Here is a 15928-nt window from a genome sequence, read left to right on the forward strand (position 1 = left end):
AGGGGTTCAGGGAAAGGAGCGTTATTATGCTCTACGACTCGCCTCTTATGGTTGATAAAACTCCTGATACTGTTCTGGAATAGGATACTTGTCTTTTAATTGGATGTTGTTGCATTTATTTTCCTCGTACCACTTAATCCATACTTTTTTGTCTCTTTCAAAAGCATGAGGCGGGTAAATTCTCGCATAATTCATTGTTTCATAGAACGATACTGGTGCATAATTTGACAAAAAAATAAGTGAACTCTGGAATAATGAGTCTTGGTGAAGATAAAGTTTTTGCTCAACGATATTTATTCGAATGAAGAATTCTTTTGTGAATTTTTCATTTTCAGCGCAGTGCATACCGTCTTTCCCATTCTTACATGATGAACAGCAAAGAGCAACAGGCAAAAGAATCATCAATATATTTTTCATGATACTTTAACATTAGGTAGGGTCGCAAGGCTTGCTGTGTGTCGCACGACTCAAGCCAGCCCAAAACGGTCAGCAAGGGAGCGAATATTTGGCGACATTAATGGCATCTACCTAGTTGAGGCTTGTTCACGAAAAGGGTGGTGGCTGTTGCAGAAGTCGTCTGCTGCGATACAGTAGCTACTCCCTGCAGTCAGCCGGCCTCCAAAAAGGCTTTGTGTGCTGCATTTCTGCCGGCTGATTACCCGTTTTTACCTGAATACGGGATACGACGGGAGTTCTGCAACAGCCACGGTGGTTTCGTTGAACTGTATTCTCTATAGCGGACCACAAGATTATAACGTTTGCCGAGTTCCGTTTAATTAATGTTATGGGAAACCTAAGATGCGCTCCAAGTGCGTTTCGACCTTCTTGCGAACGGCTTGGTATTCTTTTAGCGGCAGGCTCTTCGTTATATGTTCGGTTTGCCATTCCATGAACAGGGGGATAAACCAAAGCAACGTGACTAGGCGCCGCGGCAGCAACGCGTGTTCCTCAACGTGAATTCGGCTTAGAGTTGCCAGAAACTCGGCGTAGAGAACTGGATCAAAGACGCCCGCTCGCAAGCAGCCTAGAAAGCCTGTCTCTAATTCCCAGGCGGCTTCTAATTCATCTTGGTAGAATGTATCCATGCAAGCAGAAGAATAGAGGAGGAAGGGTTATATCAACAGGTAATCAATCTTTGTCTTTCAGGGTAAGCTAATACGACGATATACTGCCTGGGCTTTTCCTGAAGAAGCCAGATCAGCTGGGATTTCGGCTTGTAGACAGAGCTGTTTATTCGTTTGCCAAAAAAGCCGTTGCGGGTTCCACCTCGTCTCTTTGTGCTCCCACTGCAAGACGAGTTGACCCTGCACTACTTGGAATAACTGAAGGCCTGTAGGCATTATATCATATTCCAGATTGCCGGCATAGGTGACGAGCCGCGTGTGATCGGGAGAGCTGAGGGGCTCGCTCCATAACACGAGCGTTTTGCCTTCCTCCGATATCAAAAGCCACTCGCCGGTTTCATAATATTCCGCCAAGACCAAGTGCTGTTTGAAATCCAGCAAGTACCCCCGATAAGTGTAGCGCACCTGGTCATCTTCATCCGTGTTGAGATGCTTGTCAGTAAGAATTTTTTGACGCCCGTTACGGAGGGGAATTCGTAATACGCCGTGCTGCTTGAGTAGTCCCTTCCGAAGCCGAAGGGGGGAGGAAGGCGCTTGTTGAGCCTGTTGCAGAAAGGCCTGCTGCGTCAAGGCAGTCAAGCGAAAGGGCGGCTCCTTGGCAGGAAGAGCGGCGCTCAGCAGCAGGCACGTTACGAAGAGGATAAGACGCATAGTAATGAGAAATCGTCAGGCAGAAAATAGCGTTGTAATGCGTGTCGTATAAGTCCGGTGGCTGTTGCAAAAGGCAATTGCTTGCAAGTTAGTAAGTTGGTAGCCTATGCTAGGCCTCCATCCCGTCGCGACATCGCTCGTCAAGCTGGTGCCTGCGCACCACTTCTACCAGCGCTTGCTCCAGCGCGTCGATTTTAGCTTCGTACGGTCCTTGGTGGCGCCTTTTTACAGCACTATTGGCCGCCCCTCACTCGACCCCGTGGTCTTTGTCAAGTTGCTGGTGGTGCAGCACTTGGAGAATATCACCTCCGATCGGAAGCTCGTGGAGTTGGCCAGCTTGCATGTTGGCATCCGTGCGTTTCTCGGGTACGATCTGGCCCACCCGCTGCCCCGTCACAGTACGATCTCGCGGACGCGTCAACGCCTACCCGCGTCCGTTTTCGAGGCTTGCTTCACGTATGTCGTGGGCTTGTGTGTCGCACAGGGGTTGGTCAGTGGGCACACGCAAGTCGTAGACTCGGCCTATCTGAAGGCAAATGCCTCAATGAGCCGGCTTCAGCCCAAGTTCGCTATTGGGGCAGCGGAGTCTGCTCCGGCAGCTGAGCAGGTCAGTTCGCCACGCCTGACGGCTTCAGCGGCACGCCTGCAGCAGGTGCAGCGCGTGCACACGGTCATTCGCCAAGCCGCTCCACGCAAAAAGGGCCTGTTGCTGAGCAACCTAACGCACTATAGCCCGGCTGACCCAGAGGCCCGCATTGCCTACAAGCGAGGCAAGCCCCGTCAACTTGCCTATCGGGCGAGTGTGAGCGTCGACGCGGCCCGGCATGTCATTACGCACGTCCAGGCTGATCTAGCCGATGGGCGCGATAGCCGCTGTCTGCTCGCGTTGGTGGACGCCACGCAGCAGCGGTTGCGGCGCTGGGGTCTGCTGCTGCAAAACGTCGTAGCCGATGCCGGCTACAGCTCGGGCGAGAATTACGCCCAGCTGGAAAGCCGGGGCTTGGTGGGCTTCATCCCGCCGCACGGCAAGTATAAGGAGCAACGGCCAGGCTTTACCTATGACGCGCTGCAGGATAGCTACTTCTGTAGCCAAGGCAAGCGTTTGGCGTTTGATCGACTCGTAGTGGATCGGCAGGGCAATGCCAAAAATCGCTATCTGGCCAAGGCGGCGGATTGTCGACGCTGCCCCGTGAGCGAAGCGTGCAAAGGCAAAACGCCCCAGGAAAAGCGGCTGCACGATACGGTTTATAAAGCGTACTACGAGCGCATGCTGACCCGCTTGGCCAGCCGACTAGGCAAGCGGTTGATGCGGCTGCGGGCGGCTACAGTTGAACCCGTGCTGGGCAGTCTCATCACCTATTACGGCTTGCGCCATCTGAGCAAAAAGCGCCAAACAGGGGCGGCCAAGGTGTTGTATATAGCTGCCATGGCCTACAATCTGAAGAAGTACCTGCGCGCTACCCTCCAGCAACCAGCTCGCCTCGCCTTGGCTCTCCCACTACCTGGCTATCTTTACTGGTGCCTAGTGCCTTTTGCAACAGCCACTCCGATTATGTCAATCAACCATTCTGAGAAACAGCTACACCACATAGTGGCTATCAGCACTGTTTTTACATTATTTCAATTCTACAATCCGATTCTGATATATTTTCAAGAGAAGTTCTGGCGGACAATAAAACGTGACGTCCTGCCAAGTAACGGTATCACCATTTGGTCGGATACGACGACTAACAAGAATGTTGCTGCGAACCAAGGTGTGCTCCTGTTGTAATTGTTTTATGTCTATGGGCTCGTGTTGAGCACAGGCATTGGTAATCATTAGAACAGGCTGCGAGCTGATCTGTACTACCGCACATGGCTGCAAGTTCTCCACTTCTTCCCAGGAATTCACAGAAGACATCACTACTTTCAGCGTGTCATGCTGCTCCGTCAGGTCAAGGTAATAGAGTGCGGTACTGTCCAAGGGATACTGCTGCATGAACGCTTGTAACTGCTGCTGAACCGCTGTGTTGTGTAGGACAGGGTGCTGTATCGGTGCGTTGTTGGTACAGCAGATCAATAGGAATGCTAGACCAAGCCATTGTAGCATCGAGAACACGAAAACGGTACCTTGTGCGTGACTCCCATTATTGTGCTTAAGCTCAAGGCCGTGGTTTTCCGGGGATGCGGGGGCCTTTTTTACCTTGTGCATCGAATTGAATCGAGGACGAAGAGAGGGTTTTATTTTGCTGCGGTAGATAATCCCAGTAGGTGATTTTGCTGGTATCCGTGGGAGTCGCGTTTCGAAACTCAATACGCGTGAGGTGAACCACCACAGCTCCCGCCACCAGGCTGCTGTCAGCGTACTGATCGAACAGCACACTTCCTACATGCGTGCGGTTGTAGCCCTCAAAGGGCGCGGTGTGTTGAGTATGTGAGATCAATTGTCCGGCTTTGTTGTACTGCTTCCATTCGCCGTGTTCCACGAAGATAAATTTTCCCTGCTCTTTAGTTACTGTTAGCGGTCCCTGCCAGTAAATCTGGCTCGGGTTCGAGCGCCAATACGACACATGCATTTTGTCCACCGGCTGTCCTACCTCCAACTGGGCCTTTTCTGCCGCAGTGAGATGTGATTGGTAGTCCGCATGCATAAACGCTTGCGGGACACACCCGCACAAAAGTCCAGAGGTTACCAGTAGAAGGTGGAGGTAGGATTTGAGGGGCATTTAGTAAGAGGACAGCAAGTTAGCGAAGAGCTGGTAAGGGAGCACGTAAAAACCACTTGCTTTTTACGCCGTTTTTCGAAGTAGATAAAAGCAAGAAATAGGCCTAGCTGCCACGCTGTTCAAATCCTGAGAAAAGTTGATTTACATAAGATTGCTTATAAGCGTGACCTCGGAAAAGTAGTGGTTTTGGCTCAGTTGCTTCTATCTCTGCTCAGTTGTACTTTCCCCTTGAGCACCGGTGAAGTTATCTTCCTGGGCCAGCGCGAGAGTATCTCATTACGCATATAGAAGAGAGCATGAGTCATCGCCACTACTACCTTCTGCTGTTTCCTTGCCTTACTCTCTGGCTGTTTACCACGACCAGCTGTACGCCAACAACTGCTGACTTTACGCTTTACCTCAGAAGCCGAGACGCGACGCGGGTGCAACCTCTTGCCATCTACCTGGACACGACGGTAATTGCTACGCTGGACTTGGCTCCGAACGATGTGGAAGAGCGCTATAACACATTTTGTTGCTTTCCTCGAGGCCGCGCACGCACGATCAAGGTGGTTGTGAACGACACGTTAGTGGTGCAACGTTTTTTGGCTCCTGGACCTTGGTCCAAAGTATTTATTACGGTCGCTTCCTCGGCAAGACAACGAGATTATAACGATCCTGCCGTGCCTGTGTACTTATACCAAGCTGGTCGGAGAACGGCTTAAAACTTAACTCAAGCGGTAGACAGCCTCTACGATAATGGTGTTCTGCCAGAAAAGGTAGTCCAACTTTCCAACGATTCTATTGTCCACATCTCATTTCGGTAGACTACTATTCTAATAGCAAGTATTCACCTGTTAGAGCTGCGTATCAGCTTGTAACATTTAGTAAAGGGACCTCGGCAAACGTTATTTAGAGAGTAGGCGGCAGAAGCTTGCTTCTCACACGTGGCAGCCATGTAGTGCTAATAAGGTATGCACAGAAGGACTATTTCTTCCGGCCTAGGCCTACCGTATACTGCACACTGAGGCGGCCGAGCAGTCCACCCAACTCCGGTAGATCGTCGGCTCTTGGATCGGCCTGGGCAATGCCCGTGTACCCGGTCACCGTTACCTGGGCCGGTGGGGCCGAGAGGGGGGAGGACACGCCCGCTTGGGCGTTCAACTTGAAGGCTTTCCACAGAAAGCTGCCACTTAGCACGGGTTCCAGCAGCAGCCCCCGCAACTCCTCCACCCGGTGGACATCCGTATAGTGCGGATACCTGACCTGATAATAGCGTAACTGCTGGTAGCGGGCGTATACCAAGCGCAAGCCGAATGCCATCTCCCAGTGCGTTACCCGCCGGCCGACGTTTACCTGGCTGAAGGCCGTCCAGTAGCGCGCGTGGGTAAAATCCGCCTCGTCTGAGAGTTTTCCGAAGGCCCAGGAATTGACCATGCGCGTGAGGCCGGCCCCGGCGTACGCCTCCACCACCGTGAGGAAGGAACGGTTGAGGGGGGTGAAATAGCCCAGCCCCCCCGTGAGCACGTAATTGCGGTTGCGTTGCTGATAGGCGTCGCCAAACAGGCTTCGGCGTTGGTGCAGCGCGTTGTCAAGAGTAGCCGTCTGGAAGACGACCAGGTGTCTAGTCAGCGTGTAGGACAGGTGCAGCTGGTAGCCACCGCCGACGCCGGCAGCTACCTGTAGCTGACGGGCCTGCTCATGCAGGGGCATCAGCAAGGACTTGGGGGTGTAAAAGTCACGCTGGGCAAACCCTATTGTGGGAGCAAGTAGCCCAAGTAGCAGCAGGGAATAGTGCAGCATGGCTAGCTAAGGGGTTAAGTAAAAGCTGCACTAGTTCAGTATAGAGTGGGATACATGGCCACGCACGCAAGTGACCCTATCCAGACCGCGTCGTAAGTTCTCTGGCACAGGCTGTGCCCCTAAGGCCCTCGGCGCAACGCTCGATGGATCAAACGTACCGCTCCCACGCCCGGGGTCCAACCTAAGAGGGGACATGCACAGACCTTCTAAAAAACCACTACTTTTTGCAATACGCTACAAGTCAATTGCTTATACTATAAAAAAAGGACTTTTACCTAATTGTTTCACACCGTAGGTGCCCTGCAGGACCCGCTGATAAGCCCCACGACGCGTTTTGCAACAGCCACAGTAGGTATTCGATACTTTTGAAAGAGAACCGGCTTATGCTTCCTTATGCGCAACCTCGGAGTATAGTATTTTACCTTCTTACTTACCTCTCTTATGTCTCGTATACCATCCTTCTACTGCCCGTTTCGTCCTGGCTATCGCCTTTGGTTGCTTGGCATCGTGTCCACCCTGCTAGCGTGTCAAACGCAAACAGCACAGGTAGTGCCATCAGCTAACGCCTTTCGGGAAGGTCATCAGTTCACCTATCAAGTGGCGCGGGTTGCTCCCGGCAGTCAACAGGAACAGGTAGACACGCTGGTGCTTACCAGCTTCGGGATCGATCCTAACCGGGAAGTGGACACCTTCCGTACGGCCCATTTCGCCCTGCGCACTCGACAGACAACACTCGGTTACAGCTATGAGGCACATAGTACGCCGAAGGCTTTTTCTGGGGTAATCGAACATGATTCGCTCCTATGGAGCCACCCGCCGCGGGACGGGGACTACGCCATCTTGGAGTTGAGTCCTTTTCCGTACATCCAATTGCCCGCTCGAACCGGCCATCAGTGGACGTGGGATCTAACGGTGGGTGACAGTTGGAGTAATCCGCAGTGGGCCACGTGGCAGGGTCGCATCCACGTGCGCAGCCAGTATCGGGTGGTCGGGAAGCAAGTAGTCCTGACGCCGCTTGGTTCGCTATGCTGCTGGCTGGTCCGCGCCCATGCTAGCTGCCCGGTGGGAAACTCTTCTCTGGACCTGTGGTACCATCCCGCCTATGGATTTGTGCAACTAGACTACCATACGATCACGGGTAGTCGTCTTACCTTTAAACTGGTAGGCGAACGGATGGAGCAGTCTATCCGACCCTTTCCCATACCGAATTATCAACTGTCAGCCTCAAAGTGAAGGCACTAATTACAGTCTATAACATTAATTGAACGGTATACCAAAAGATGCCACACGCTCTGTACTATACTACCTTCTTTATTGGTAGCGTGATATCTTTCCGGAGCTGTCATAATTAAGTGTTGAACAACTGCCGGAGCCCAAGAGGTTGAAACCATTGTACTACTGAGTCTTCACCAACCGCCACCAGGGGGCGGTGGGCCACTGCGTAGTGGTTGTCACAAGTATGGGTTCCCCCAGGCGGGGGGTGGTTAGGGGCAAGTCCCGCCGGGTAGCTTCCGCCAGCGCGCGCTCCACGGGTTCAGTCCAGGGATGCAGCGACTCCGAGAAAGCCGCCCAATGAACGGGCAGCATCCGGCGGCTTCGCAAGTCTAGGGCGGCTTGCACGCTTTGTTCGGGCAGCATGTGCATCTGTGCCCACTGCGGGCTGTACTGCCCGCATTCCATCAACGTTAAATCAAACGGACCATAAGTATCCCCAATGGTTTTGAAATGCGGGCCGTACCCCCCATCACCACTGAAAAAGAGGCGGCAGGTAGTAGCTTGCAGAACCCAGGAGCCCCACAAGGTGGCGTTTCGGCGTCCACCCCGTCCGGAGCCATGGTGGGTGGGCGTGCAGACCAGCGTGAGGCCGGGTAGGCGGGCTTCCTCCCACCAGTTGAGCTCGGTGATGCGTTCGGTGGCCACGCCCCATCGGACTAAATGTGACCCTACACCCAGGGGCACATAAAAGTGGCCTACCTTGTCGCGCAACTGCTCGATGGTCGCGCGGTCCAGGTGGTCGAAGTGGTCGTGTGAAATCAGAACGGCGTCGATAAAGGGCAGTTGCGTGGCCGTGACTGGTACCGTGCGGGTGTAGCGCTGAGGCGAAACCCAGGCGACGGGCCCAACTGTGAAACCCAGCACCGGGTCGAGCAGGAGCTTGTGTCCCGCTATTTCCACCAGGCTGGAGGAATGGCCCAGCCACGTCACGCGCACCAGGTCCGGCCGGCGGTCGGTTAGCGTAGCAACGTCCAGCGGGATAACGGGCAGCGGCGCGGCTGGCTCCCGATCCGGCACCTTGGTTGTGAGAAAATGCCAGAGCACGGTAAAAGGGTTGCCCGACGGGAGGGAAGCGGTGGTATCTTGGTTGACGAACCGACCGCGCGTATAATGCCCCGAACGGGCGTAAACGGCCCGGCGAGCCGCCGATGGAGCGCACCCTGTCGTTAGGTTCAGGTGCGCGATAATTGTTGCGGCCAGCAGCCAAATTCTCCACCGATTATGCATGTGCTCTATTCCTAAGAGGGGTGAATGACGTAGCAGCTTATGCGGGGTGGGCAGCTAGAATCAGCTTTACGCCCAAGCCCAGCACCAACACGTCGGTTGAGGATAGTTTCCGCTAACTGAAGGCTCACCACGTATTGCTGACGGGTGGTAACGTCATGATAGGGCGTCAACTACCAGGCGGGCACACGCCCACCACGAATTATTGGAAAGGCGACGTATCTACCTGCAATTCGCTTGCGTTTGGCAGTTGAAAGGCCTGCTCCGGTTTGGTCAAGCTTGCGCGGGGGGCATTCGGGGCTCCGTCGTAAGAAGACGCATTTCAATTAAAGGACTGCCTGAATTCCAGGGGCGAAACGCTGGTCTTGGTCTTGAATAATTTACTAAACGATTGGGGGTGCTCGAAACCTAATTCGTAGGCAATTTCGCTGACAGATAAATCAGTTGTGGAGAGTTTTTCTTTCGCTTTATCAATCAACTTATCGTGAATATACTGTTGCGTATTTTTTCCTGTCAGGATGTTCAGCAAACCGCGTAAATAGTTGGGTGAAATATTGAGCTGACTTGAAATATACTGCACACTCGGCAAGCCTTTCGCTGCCAAAGCGTTGCTATTAAAATAATCAGCCATCAACTTTTCCAGTCGATCAATAATTTGATGGTTGCTGCGCTTTCGGGTAATAAACTGACGCTGGTAAAAGCGCTCCGAATAATTTAGCAACGTTTCAAGGTGCGAAACGATAATGTCTCCGCTAAATTTATCAATATTTGATTGGTATTCGGTTTCAATGTTTTTTATGATGCCGTTGACAATGTTTTCTTCTCTAGCAGAGAGAAATAAGGCTTCGTTTACCGAATAATCAAAGTACTCGTATTTTTTAATAGTACTAGCTAATGTCGTGCCCCATAGCAAGTCGGGATGCACCAGCAAAACCCAGCCCGAAAGATCGTCTTCAGGATTTGGACCTGCCCCGCGTATTACTTGATTGGGAGCAACAAAATACAGCATGCCATCATCAAAATCATACTGCTGTTGTCCGTAGTAAAATTTATTACTAAATCCTCTTTTTAGAGAGATGTAATAAAAATCAAATACGACTCCGTTGTCCGTCGCGTCAGTGGAAGGGGCTTGTAACGCGGCATATTCCACTACACTGATTAACGGGTGTTCGGGCTTGGGTAAACCCATGATTCGATGGCCTTCCGTAATTGTTTTTATTCGTAAGGGCTTATTGCTTGTCATGCTGCAAAACGGAATGGTTATGTTTAAACTAATTCGGCGTTATATGTTATTGATATACTGTGATAATTTTTTGTTCAGTTGATAGTAGTTGCTGCTATTTCAAAGGGTGCCGCAAGTAAATTAATAGTAATGGCAGCAAGAGAAAAGGAATTTCCAGCAACGCAATTTTATTATTTCCGGCTCTTACTGCTAGTGCCATTATCGTAACAATTGATAGCGCATTCAGTAAATTGCCTATAAAAAACGTTCTCGGAAACAAAGTAAGCAACCCAATTGCCAGAGCTACGACACCCAGAAAAGGCATGGCTGCACTGCTGATACCTAACTTGTTCATCATTTCCGCCGATTGAGGATTGGCTTTGAAATGCAGTGAATCCCATCCATGCTTGAAGGACAAGGAAACAGATAGCCCCAATAGGATCCAAGTGATTAGGTTCTTCATCATTTCAAGGGCAGATGAATGTATTGAGTAGGTAGCCCATTGTTAATCTAGCGGGGATGTCAATTAGAGTGCTTATAATGATTTTCCTTGTGTCAACAGGCGAGTGAATTCCACGTTTGAAGTACAGGAAAACACCTGCTAGCGGAATCAGATTAATTAACACGGGCAAAATAATCGACAGGGCATCTGCAGTGGTGTGCTTTTTCATTTTGCAGCAGTTAGTAATGGGTTTCCCCGCATAGCGGAAGCACCGATTTTGCTTGCCTGCGCCAGTACAAGTTGTGGGGCCAGCCGTATGATAAAGCGAAAAACTCTCAGCAGACCGGGATAAATCTCCAACTTGTCTTTCTGCATGGCTTTGATGGCGGCTGCAACTATTATGTCCGGAGCCATCATACCGCTCGAAGAGAAACCATCTACCTCTTTAAACTTATCGTTCAACGGGGTAGAAGAGCCGGGTGCCACCAATTCAAATACCTTGATACTGGTGTTCTTCAATTGCACCCGCAACGATTGGGTGTAGGAGCGCAGCCCGGATTTGGTGGCTCCATAGACAGGAGCTATGGGAAACGCCATCAGGGCAATGCCGGACGTGACGTTGAGAATGGCCGCGGCATTTTTCTTTTTCAAGTGCGGCAGAAATTGTTGGACCATCCGAATGGGGCCCATTAAGTTGATTTCTACCTCCCGGGTGATATCCAGTAACTCATGCTCGTCGTGCAGAACAAGCTTGCGCATCTCACCGGCATTGTTAATGATAATATTGAGGTCAGGAAACTTCTCTACCACTTGCTGATATAACGCCTTGATATCTTCGGGCTTGCTTATATCACTTTGGAACGTGTGGACTTGCGGAAAAAGCCTTTTGGTTTCGGTAAGTTTCACCTGATTGCGGCCCGTGATAAGTACCGTATTTCCTAATTCAAGGAAGCGTTTGGTGAATTCCAGCCCAAACCCGCTGGTCCCGCCTGTAATCAGGACGGTGTTGTTTTTCAATTCCATTTTCCGGTTGTTTTACGTGATGTACCAGTGACAGAACAAAGGTCCATCTCACGTAAAAAGCCGCTGTAGCCAAAACGCCTTTTGTTGTAGTCGAAAGCAAAACGTCTGCTCCAGCAGCATCCGGAATCAGAACTAGGGAAGCTCTGATTCCGGATGCTGCTGCGTCGCCCTAGGGTTGCGGACAGGCCTGTTTATTGGTTGGTGAGGCGTCAGGTAGCTCCGCAGAACCAGGGCGTATCAGCAGGCCGGGCAGACTGGCGGGCGCTAGGCGGCCGGGTGGTTCGTGGCTTTGGGCAACCCGAATTGAGCGGCCACGCCTTGACGGAACACTTCGGGCCCAGCCGTACGCCGCTGAGCGTAGGCGGCCACGGCATCGGGGCCAGCCGGGTAGCGGAGCTGGTCTTGCTCATCGGTTGCTGCTTCATACACCACTTCGGCAATAACCTCGGCGGGCGCAAATTGCACGCCTTCCTGCCCGGTCATTAGTTGCTGAAACAGAGTAGTGTACGCGTCGTGCTCGGCCACCTGCAACGAGCGCCCGGTGAAGTCGGTGGCCGTGCCGCCGGGTGAAATCGTTTTGATGCGGATGTTATGCAACGCCAACTCGAATGACATACTCTCACTCCAGCCTTCCACGGCCCACTTAGCGGCGTGATAAATAGAATACAGCGGGAAGGCGAGGAAGCCACCCATGGACGTGGTGCTCAAAATAAGGCCAGACCGCTTAGCCCGTAAATGCGGCAAAAACGCCTTCGTGACCCGAATGACGCCGAGCAGATTCGTGTTGAGCAGGTGGGTGATCTGCTCGTCCGATACAGCTTCGAGCGCCCCGATGAGACCGTAGCCTGCATTGTTGAACACCACATCGACAGGGTGCAGGGCAATGGCGCGTTGCACGGTCTGCTTGATCTGAGCCGGGTCGGTTACATCCAGCGGTAGCAGATGTACGCCCGGTAGCTGTCCAAGCTCTGTTTCGTGTTCGGGATGGCGCATGGTGGCCAGCACGTGCCAGCCTCGGGCCGCAAAGAGTTTGGCCGTGGCTTTCCCGAGGCCGGACGAAGCGCCGGTAATGAAGATAGTAGGCATAGGCATGCAGCGGAAAAAAGGTGATGGTACTTGAAGGGCATAGGAAAGGCTACAGAAGCTCCTGCCCCCTCTGGTCGGCTAGGCCGGGCGTATACACGCTCGATGGCGGGTAGCCAAACTGCCGCTTAAAGGCGTGCGAGAAGTGCGCTAGACTTTCAAAGCCCACTTCGTGGTACACGTCCGAAGGGCGCTTGTGCTCTTCTTGGAGCAGGTAATGGGCTTCGGCTAGCCGCTGTTGGTAGAGCCAGCGAGCAGGAGAGGTGCGAAAAATTCGGTGGAAATCCCGCTTGAAACTCGCCAGGCTCCGCCCGGTGAGGTAAGCCAGCTGCCGCAGGTCGACGTTGAAACGGAAGTGCTGCCGCATAAAGGCTTCCAAGTCAATTTTGCCGGGCGGCGCGAAGTGGAACAGCACCGGTTGCAGGGCCGGATACGCGTGCAGAAGCAAGGTTAGCGCTTCTTGCTGCTTTTGCTGCGCCAGGGGCGCGGGCATCGGCTGCTTGAAATAGCGCTGGAGCGACTCGCCGAATTGCTGAAGTAGCGGGGTTGTGTGCAGGGCAGTGACGGCCGGACTACCGACGTGGGGCAACTCACCCGTCTTGCTGTCCGGCGGACTGGCTGCAAGCAAGGTGGGCACATCAAATACCACGGTAATGGCTCGGAAAGGAGCATCACCGGCTGGTTGCTTGGTGAATTTAGCCAGGAAGTTTTTTCGGGAAAACAGCAGACTGCCCGCCTCGAAAACGTGACTCTGCCCGGCTTCTGTCACCCGCAGGCTCCCCGCCAGCAGATACGTCAAGCCGTGTAAGGCCACACACTGGTCGGCGTCCATGTGGCGGCGTGCATACTGCGAGTAGATAATGCCTGGCTGACCAAGGGGGGGCAAGAACTGCGTTTTCATCCGTTTTCCCGGCTACAACTAACCTGACAAAGCTCGGAACTCACTGGCAGACGGTGTTTGCGTAGAAAGCTCAATGTTGCCTGCCTTGCTAGCTTGCGCGGGCGTTCCCAATCTAGCAAGCATACGGCCACTCAACAGGGCGTAGGTTGCGCAGCAACTCAACTTTGGGCCGTCGGCCGCACCACTATATCGCCTACGTCGACGTTGGCGGGCTGCTTGATGGCGTAGGCTACGGCTTGCGCAATGGCCTCGGGCGGAATGGCAATCTGGTCGCGGCGGGCCAGAATCTGGTCTTTTATCGCTGGATTGGTCATGGCCTCCGCGAAGTCGGTGTGCACGAAGCCCGGCGACACGTTGGTCACGCGCAGCTGCGGGCCGGCTTCCTGGCGCAAGGCCTCGGCGATAGTGCGCACGGCATTTTTAGTGCCAGCGTACACGCCCATCGACGGCACAATCTGCAAACCGGCAGTGGAGAGGATGTTGACAAAGTGCCCACTGCCCTGACGCCGGAACACCGGCAGTGCCGCCGCAATGCCGTAGAGCACGCCCTTCAGATTCACGTCAATCATTTGCTCCCACTCCTCTACGCGCAGATCGTCGAAAGGCGAAATCAGGCCTATGCCAGCGTTGCTGACCAGCACATCAAGCTGCCCAAACCGCGCCAGGGCCAGGTCTACGAGGCCCACCAGGTCGGCGCGTTCACTCACGTTGGCGCGGGCGCAGGCGGCCTGTCCGCCGGCCTGGGTTATTTGCGCGGCCAGCTCCTGTAGCTGCTCTATGCGCCGGGCCCCCAAGACCACTTTGGCCCCTTGTTCGGCCAATAGCCGGGCCGTGGCTGCGCCAATTCCGCCGCTGGCCCCCGTGATGATAATGACTTTACCCGTGATGTTGTCCATGTGCCCGATGTAGGTGGTGAATGTCGGGCAAAGGTCGGGCCGCCGGAGCAAGCAGCGTTATGCCAATCAATCCAAAGCTTATGAATGTACAAGCGGCTGGCGGCGGTACTGCTGGGGTGGCTGCCCAACGTGGCGGCGGAAGAAGCTGTTGAAGTTGGAGGCGTGTCCGAAGCCCAATGCGTAGCCGATGTCGGTTACGCTCCAGTTGCTGTGACGCAGCAACGCTTTAGCTTCCTCGGCCAGCCGCTCGGCAATGTGAGCGGTGGTGGGGCGGCCAGTGGTAGCCTGCACGGCCTTGTTCAAATGGTTGGTGTGCACGGCTAGGTGCTTCGCAAACTCGTTGGCGTTGCGCAGCACTACGGGCTGCTGGGGTGAGGCTAGCGGAAACTGCCGGTCGAGCAGTTCCAGAAACCGGGCACTCAGCTGCGTGGCGGCTGGGTGGCTGGCAGCGGGCACGTCGTCGGTCAGCTTCAGCGACTCGTGCAATATGATTTGCAGATAGTTGCGCAACAGCTCGTACTTGTGCGCGTAGGTTGATTGCAGCTCCAACAGCACCAGCTCAAACAGGCCGCGAAGCCGGGCCTCTGCCGCGGGAGGTGGAAACAGCACCGGCGTACCCCCGGCCCGGAATAGGGGAGAGCCGGCTACGCTGGCTGTGCGCAGTTGCCCGGTGATAAACTCTTCGGTAAACAGGCAAGCAAACCCCGTTTCCGACCCACTTGTCCGCTCCCAGGCAAACGGAATCAGGGGATTAACAAAAACCAGCGCACAGCCCGCAATCGGAACCTGCTTATTGGCGTAACGTAACGTGCCCTGGGCCCCACACAAGAGCTTGATCTTGTAAAAGTCGTGCCGGACGAAGGGGAACTGCGCCGGCGTTGGCACTTCCTCTATGCGGTAAGCCGCCACCTGCCCGGCCTGTGGGAAGCCCCGCTCGTAACGCTGAAAATAGGCTGCAATAGTTCCCTTGGATTCCATTTTGGAAAGTTATATAATTCAATCCGGTACACCTGTGTGGCAATAGCGAGCTGCCAGCGATTCGTTATTCTCTTTGTTTGAAGGCTGCTGGAGCAGAAGCTCAACTCGCAGCTGGAGCAGGAAGCGTAGCGTTAGGTAGTCCAGCCGCACGTGCGTTAGACTGGGTAGTAGTATAGCCGTAATGATGGGGGCAGCGTGTAAAGTCCTACCTTGCTTGAACCATCGTGGTTGTTGCAAAACTCTTGAAAGGGAAACGACAAACTCATGGACTTGCAATTCAGCGTTCAGCATGAGGGTCCTAAAAGCTTGTGATAGCCTTGTCTATCGGCTACACAATCCTTAGCGCCCACTAATGAGGGTTCTGCAACAGCCACCATCCTTCACAGCACGTAAACTGGTCTTGTAACGTTTAAAGAACGGTGGTGGCTGTTGCAGAACTCGGTGCTGGTTACCTGTTTCAATCGCATGAGTATTCCAGCAAGCGATAACTCGCTTTCCTCCAGTCTCGCAAGCGGCGATTTGCCCACCGTAGGGGTGCTGACTGTAGGGCCAGGCTCACCACTCGTTTGGGCAAGTGCTTGAGCAGCTTTTTGAGGTTGTAGGCAATGGCGCTAAGCAACAT

15 protein-coding genes are annotated in these 15928 nt (G+C 53.5%); 2 read left to right on the forward strand and 13 right to left on the reverse strand.

Translation table 11 applies throughout. The features are described 5' to 3' along the window. Nucleotides 1–45: 45 nt before the first annotated feature. The 3 genes from KYK14_RS12745 to KYK14_RS12755 form a co-directional block, all read right to left on the reverse strand. Nucleotides 46–417 carry a hypothetical protein gene (locus tag KYK14_RS12745; RefSeq protein ID WP_219159282.1) on the reverse strand — a complete coding sequence of 124 codons (372 nt, stop codon included), beginning with the start codon at nucleotides 415–417 and terminating at the stop codon, nucleotides 46–48. Nucleotides 418–782: 365 nt separating this feature from the next. Then, a complete protein-coding gene (locus KYK14_RS12750) occupies nucleotides 783–1085 on the reverse strand; it encodes a hypothetical protein (RefSeq protein ID WP_219159284.1) in 303 nt (100 codons plus the stop codon). Between the two features lie 57 nt (nucleotides 1086–1142). After that, a complete protein-coding gene (locus KYK14_RS12755; protein ID WP_219159286.1) occupies nucleotides 1143–1775 on the reverse strand; it encodes a hypothetical protein in 633 nt (210 codons plus the stop codon). 106 nt (nucleotides 1776–1881) lie between these two features. Between KYK14_RS12755 and KYK14_RS12760 the strand changes: the two genes are divergently transcribed. Beyond that, a complete protein-coding gene (locus KYK14_RS12760; protein WP_219159288.1) occupies nucleotides 1882–3546 on the forward strand; it encodes an IS1182 family transposase in 1665 nt (554 codons plus the stop codon). A gap of 370 nt (nucleotides 3547–3916) precedes the next feature. Here the strand turns inward: KYK14_RS12760 and KYK14_RS12765 are convergent, their stop codons facing one another. After that, nucleotides 3917–4405 (reverse strand): hypothetical protein, encoded by a 489-nt coding sequence (locus KYK14_RS12765; RefSeq protein WP_219159290.1) that lies wholly within the window; start codon nucleotides 4403–4405, stop codon nucleotides 3917–3919. 1041 nt (nucleotides 4406–5446) lie between these two features. Then, the gene (locus tag KYK14_RS12770) at nucleotides 5447–6262 is read right to left on the reverse strand and encodes a hypothetical protein (RefSeq protein WP_219159292.1); all 816 of its coding nucleotides are present in this window, start codon (nucleotides 6260–6262) and stop codon (nucleotides 5447–5449) included. 870 nt (nucleotides 6263–7132) lie between these two features. Between KYK14_RS12770 and KYK14_RS12775 the strand changes: the two genes are divergently transcribed. Then, a complete protein-coding gene (locus KYK14_RS12775; RefSeq protein ID WP_219159294.1) occupies nucleotides 7133–7495 on the forward strand; it encodes a hypothetical protein in 363 nt (120 codons plus the stop codon). 162 nt (nucleotides 7496–7657) lie between these two features. On the opposite strand, the gene KYK14_RS12780 is transcribed toward KYK14_RS12775, so the two are convergent. From KYK14_RS12780 to KYK14_RS12815, 8 genes are all read right to left on the reverse strand, one after another. Beyond that, nucleotides 7658–8581 carry an MBL fold metallo-hydrolase gene (locus KYK14_RS12780; protein WP_219159296.1) on the reverse strand — a complete coding sequence of 308 codons (924 nt, stop codon included), beginning with the start codon at nucleotides 8579–8581 and terminating at the stop codon, nucleotides 7658–7660. A 502-nt stretch (nucleotides 8582–9083) separates the two neighbouring features. After that, nucleotides 9084–10004: a helix-turn-helix domain-containing protein gene (locus KYK14_RS12785; protein ID WP_219159298.1), complete on the reverse strand. Its 921-nt coding sequence runs from the start codon at nucleotides 10002–10004 to the stop codon at nucleotides 9084–9086. A 94-nt stretch (nucleotides 10005–10098) separates the two neighbouring features. Beyond that, complete coding sequence (locus KYK14_RS12790; RefSeq protein WP_219159300.1) at nucleotides 10099–10449, reverse strand: hypothetical protein; 351 nt, start codon at nucleotides 10447–10449, stop codon at nucleotides 10099–10101. Nucleotides 10450–10650: 201 nt separating this feature from the next. Then, nucleotides 10651–11448, reverse strand: coding sequence for an SDR family oxidoreductase (locus KYK14_RS12795; RefSeq protein ID WP_219159302.1), 798 nt, complete (start codon nucleotides 11446–11448; stop codon nucleotides 10651–10653). Nucleotides 11449–11712: 264 nt separating this feature from the next. Beyond that, complete coding sequence (locus KYK14_RS12800) at nucleotides 11713–12534, reverse strand: SDR family oxidoreductase (protein WP_219159304.1); 822 nt, start codon at nucleotides 12532–12534, stop codon at nucleotides 11713–11715. A 49-nt stretch (nucleotides 12535–12583) separates the two neighbouring features. Further along, nucleotides 12584–13432 carry a helix-turn-helix transcriptional regulator gene (locus KYK14_RS12805; RefSeq protein ID WP_219159306.1) on the reverse strand — a complete coding sequence of 283 codons (849 nt, stop codon included), beginning with the start codon at nucleotides 13430–13432 and terminating at the stop codon, nucleotides 12584–12586. 158 nt (nucleotides 13433–13590) lie between these two features. Further along, a complete protein-coding gene (locus KYK14_RS12810; protein WP_219159308.1) occupies nucleotides 13591–14328 on the reverse strand; it encodes an SDR family oxidoreductase in 738 nt (245 codons plus the stop codon). Nucleotides 14329–14406: 78 nt separating this feature from the next. After that, complete coding sequence (locus KYK14_RS12815) at nucleotides 14407–15306, reverse strand: helix-turn-helix domain-containing protein (RefSeq protein ID WP_219159310.1); 900 nt, start codon at nucleotides 15304–15306, stop codon at nucleotides 14407–14409. Between the last annotated feature and the right edge of the window lie 622 nt (nucleotides 15307–15928).

The sequence above is a fragment of the Hymenobacter profundi genome, assembly GCF_019334315.1.
Taxonomy (GTDB): Bacteria; Bacteroidota; Bacteroidia; order Cytophagales; family Hymenobacteraceae; genus Hymenobacter; species Hymenobacter profundi.

What these genes read in the sequence shown, in the direction of transcription:
- KYK14_RS12745 (WP_219159282.1), bottom strand. Translation starts at nt 417, where the DNA reads ATGAAAAATATATTGATGATTCTTTTGCCTGTTGCTCTTTGCTGTTCA.
- KYK14_RS12750 (WP_219159284.1), bottom strand. Translation starts at nt 1,085, where the DNA reads ATGGATACATTCTACCAAGATGAATTAGAAGCCGCCTGGGAATTAGAG.
- KYK14_RS12755 (WP_219159286.1), bottom strand. Translation starts at nt 1,775, where the DNA reads ATGCGTCTTATCCTCTTCGTAACGTGCCTGCTGCTGAGCGCCGCTCTT.
- KYK14_RS12760 (WP_219159288.1), top strand. Translation starts at nt 1,882, where the DNA reads ATGCTAGGCCTCCATCCCGTCGCGACATCGCTCGTCAAGCTGGTGCCT.
- KYK14_RS12765 (WP_219159290.1), bottom strand. Translation starts at nt 4,405, where the DNA reads ATGCATGCGGACTACCAATCACATCTCACTGCGGCAGAAAAGGCCCAG.
- KYK14_RS12770 (WP_219159292.1), bottom strand. Translation starts at nt 6,262, where the DNA reads ATGCTGCACTATTCCCTGCTGCTACTTGGGCTACTTGCTCCCACAATA.
- KYK14_RS12785 (WP_219159298.1), bottom strand. Translation starts at nt 10,004, where the DNA reads ATGACAAGCAATAAGCCCTTACGAATAAAAACAATTACGGAAGGCCAT.
- KYK14_RS12790 (WP_219159300.1), bottom strand. Translation starts at nt 10,449, where the DNA reads ATGATGAAGAACCTAATCACTTGGATCCTATTGGGGCTATCTGTTTCC.
- KYK14_RS12795 (WP_219159302.1), bottom strand. Translation starts at nt 11,448, where the DNA reads ATGGAATTGAAAAACAACACCGTCCTGATTACAGGCGGGACCAGCGGG.
- KYK14_RS12800 (WP_219159304.1), bottom strand. Translation starts at nt 12,534, where the DNA reads ATGCCTACTATCTTCATTACCGGCGCTTCGTCCGGCCTCGGGAAAGCC.
- KYK14_RS12805 (WP_219159306.1), bottom strand. Translation starts at nt 13,432, where the DNA reads ATGAAAACGCAGTTCTTGCCCCCCCTTGGTCAGCCAGGCATTATCTAC.
- KYK14_RS12810 (WP_219159308.1), bottom strand. Translation starts at nt 14,328, where the DNA reads ATGGACAACATCACGGGTAAAGTCATTATCATCACGGGGGCCAGCGGC.
- KYK14_RS12815 (WP_219159310.1), bottom strand. Translation starts at nt 15,306, where the DNA reads ATGGAATCCAAGGGAACTATTGCAGCCTATTTTCAGCGTTACGAGCGG.